1 protein-coding gene is annotated in these 739 nt (G+C 66.7%); it reads right to left on the bottom strand.

Annotated features, from left to right (window positions below; translation table 11 throughout):
* A partial coding sequence (locus PY650_RS36595; RefSeq protein ID WP_285884984.1) for a condensation domain-containing protein occupies window positions 1–739 on the bottom strand: 739 nt, incomplete at both ends.

Raw genomic sequence — 739 nt, 5'->3', positions numbered from 1 at the left:
GGGCGCCGGCCAGGGTCTCGCGCCAATAGTCCGCCTGGGTCTGCAGCCGTTCCCCCGACAGCCATTGGCGTTGCCAGGCGGCATAGTCGGGATATTGGACGGCGAGCGGCGGCAAGGGATCGTCCTGCCCGGCGGCGAATGCCCGGTAGAGGCTGTTCAGTTCCCGCACGAGCACACCCATCGACCAGCCGTCCGAGACGATGTGATGCTGGGTCAAAAGGAAGACGTGCTCCTCATCCGACATGTCGATCAGCCGCCCGCGGATCAGCGGCCCGCGCGAAAGATCAAACGGCGTGCACGCTTCCTCCTGGCACAGCTCCAAAAGCGCGGCTTGCGCATCCGCCCTGCCCTTGAGATCGTGCTCGATCACCGGCAGCCCCGCATCCGGCGGCAGAAGCTCGACCCGGGGCTTGCCCTGCGGCGCGACAAAGACGCTGCGCAGCGCCTCATGCCGCGCCAACAGACGGTCGAGGCTGCGCTGCCAGGCGCTGCGCTCGAGCACACCGTGCAGTCGCAAGACCAGCGGAATATGATAGTTGGTGCTCGCCTCGTCCAGCTGCGCCAGGAACCAGAGCCGCTGCTGGGCAAACGACGGCGCAAGCGGCGCATCGCGCGACACGGCAACAATCGCCGGCAGGTGTTGCGGACCGGCTCGGCTCAACACCTCGACAATGCTTTGTGCCAGATCGGACAGCACCGGCTTGGCGAACAGCGTCGTCAGCGGCAGTACCACGCCGAA

Origin of the sequence: Martinezella calliandrae, assembly GCF_030272695.1 — a bacterium.
Classification (GTDB): domain Bacteria; phylum Pseudomonadota; class Alphaproteobacteria; order Rhizobiales; family Rhizobiaceae; genus Rhizobium; species Rhizobium calliandrae.
Note: the sequence above shows the minus strand (reverse complement) of the source record. Positions and strands in the feature narration are given on the sequence as shown.